This window comes from Solemya elarraichensis gill symbiont (genome assembly GCF_002021095.1).
GTDB lineage: Bacteria > Pseudomonadota > Gammaproteobacteria > Chromatiales > Chromatiaceae.
Genome location: NZ_MPRK01000297.1, coordinates 1 through 1877, shown reverse-complemented (window position 1 = coordinate 1877; position 1877 = coordinate 1). Strand labels below are relative to the sequence as shown.

At 53.4% G+C, this 1877-nt stretch carries 3 protein-coding genes; all 3 read right to left on the bottom strand.

What is annotated here, in order from left to right:
• Positions 1–122 precede the first annotated feature (122 nt).
• Positions 123–890, bottom strand: a complete 768-nt coding sequence (gene kdsB / locus BOW51_RS10375; RefSeq protein WP_078477646.1) for a 3-deoxy-manno-octulosonate cytidylyltransferase — start codon at positions 888–890, stop codon at positions 123–125.
• Positions 887–1072: a Trm112 family protein gene (locus BOW51_RS10370; RefSeq protein ID WP_078477645.1), complete on the bottom strand. Its 186-nt coding sequence runs from the start codon at positions 1070–1072 to the stop codon at positions 887–889. The genes kdsB and BOW51_RS10370 overlap by 4 nt, the downstream gene beginning before the upstream one ends.
• Positions 1065–1877: tetraacyldisaccharide 4'-kinase (gene lpxK / locus BOW51_RS10365; RefSeq protein WP_078477644.1), on the bottom strand; the 813-nt coding region annotated here is incomplete at its 5' end. The genes lpxK and BOW51_RS10370, both read right to left, overlap by 8 nt.

The following is a 1877-nucleotide window of genomic DNA, read 5'->3' as shown; positions in this document are numbered from 1 at the left end:
CGAGTCGATTTGCACTGAAGGCACAGGAAGGTGATGTTTTGCCGGCCTACGCTTCCCTCACCGAGGTGACATCCGCCTGTGTCACCTGTCATGCAGGGTATCGAATCAGGTAGCTGACAACTTCAGGATGACGCCCAGAGACGACGCACGCGATTGAGATCAGCCTCGGTATCAATTCCAGCCGGCGGCACTTCATCAGCAACAGAGACGTGGATTTTTTCTCCGTGCCACAAGGCCCTGAGTTGTTCAAGAGACTCGGCCTCTTCCGTCGGTGCCGGTGACAGGCCGGCATACTTTTTCAGAAAGCCCGCACGGTAAGCATAGATACCAAGGTGGCGATAATAATTCACGCCCTCGGGCAATGTATGCGTGCCATGCTGTGCGAACCAGTCACGCTGCCAGGGAATCACTGCACGGCTGAAATAGTGCGCATAGCCTTCGCTGTCCATCACAACCTTGACGGCGTTGGGATCGAACAACTCCTCAGCGTCACTTATTGGTGTACAGAGTGTCGCTATCGCCGCCTGCGGATGTGCATCCAGCGCCTCAAAAACCTGTGTCAGCAGGGTTGCCGGCATTTGCGGTTCGTCACCCTGCAGGTTGATGATCATCTGCTCATCATACCAACCCTGCTGTTCTGCTACTTCTGCAAGACGGTCAGTTCCGCTGGGGTGATCCGCTCGCGTCATGCAGACATCAACATCCAGACCGGAAACAACATCTGCAATACGTTGATCATCAGTTGCAACGATAACATTCGATGCACCCGAATCCAGTGCCCGCTCGACAACATGTGAAATCATTGGTCTGCCGGCAATTTCCAAAAGCGGCTTCCCCGGCAGGCGGGTTGATGCATAACGTGCCGGAATAACGACAGTGAACTGACTCATGTATCGATTTCTTCTGTTGGCGGCAGTTCTCGCGCCTCACTGACCAGCATCACAGGAATTCCATCAGTAACCGGAAAGGCAAGCCTGTCGAGTCTGCAAATCAGTTCATTCGCCTTGCGGTCATGAACGAGTTCGCCCTTGCATAATGGGCAGGCAAGAATTTCGAGCAGTTTTTTATCCATTAATCGAACCCTTGTTAAAAAAACGCAGAGCGCGTGTCACAGCATCGGCGAAATTGTTATCTAGATCGATATCAAGTTCAAGGTACCAATAGGAATCATGTGCAAATTCGACGCACTTGACTGCGTCTTTCTCGGTCATCATCACCGGGTTTTCATCCGGAAAATCGAGATCGGAGGCGGTGTAGTCATGATGATCATCAAAGGGATGACGAGTTACTTCGACGCCTGCCTCTTCGAGCATGCGGAAGAAACGCTGTGGGTTGCCGAGCCCGGCAACAGCATGAACAAGCACATAGCGCCAGAATGAGAGAGGACGCCTTTCACCAGTTACCAGGTTAACTGTTTTCGTTGCGTTCTGACGCATACCGTACTCACCCACTCCGACTGTTCCGTTAGTCACTACCAGATCTGCGTTTGAGGCCCTTTTGCGATGTTCTCTGAGCGGCCCTGCGGGGAGCAGCATGCCATTACCGTATCGACGCGCGCCGTCGATCACAAGGATTTCGATATCACGGGCCAGCGCATAGTGCTGCAGGCCGTCATCTGAAATGATCAGGTCAACTTCCCCGCTCTCTATCAGTGTTCGCGCTGCATTCGGGCGATCCGGATCAGCGCATACGGGGCAACCTGTGCGCCTGGCAATAACGACACCCTCGTCACCAACCAGTGCAGGATCACTTTCGGGCGTCACCAGTTGCGGCCACTCCTTGCTGTCTCCCTTGTAACCTCGCAAAATGATTCCCGGCTTGTAGCCGAGTGATTTGCAATGCTCTGCAAGCCAGATTACCAGGGGTGTCTTTCCGGT

Bases quoted from the DNA above. Each gene is read 5' to 3' on its own strand.
- kdsB (WP_078477646.1), bottom strand. From the start codon at position 890: ATGAGTCAGTTCACTGTCGTTATTCCGGCACGTTATGCATCAACCCGC.
- BOW51_RS10370 (WP_078477645.1), bottom strand. From the start codon at position 1,072: ATGGATAAAAAACTGCTCGAAATTCTTGCCTGCCCATTATGCAAGGGC.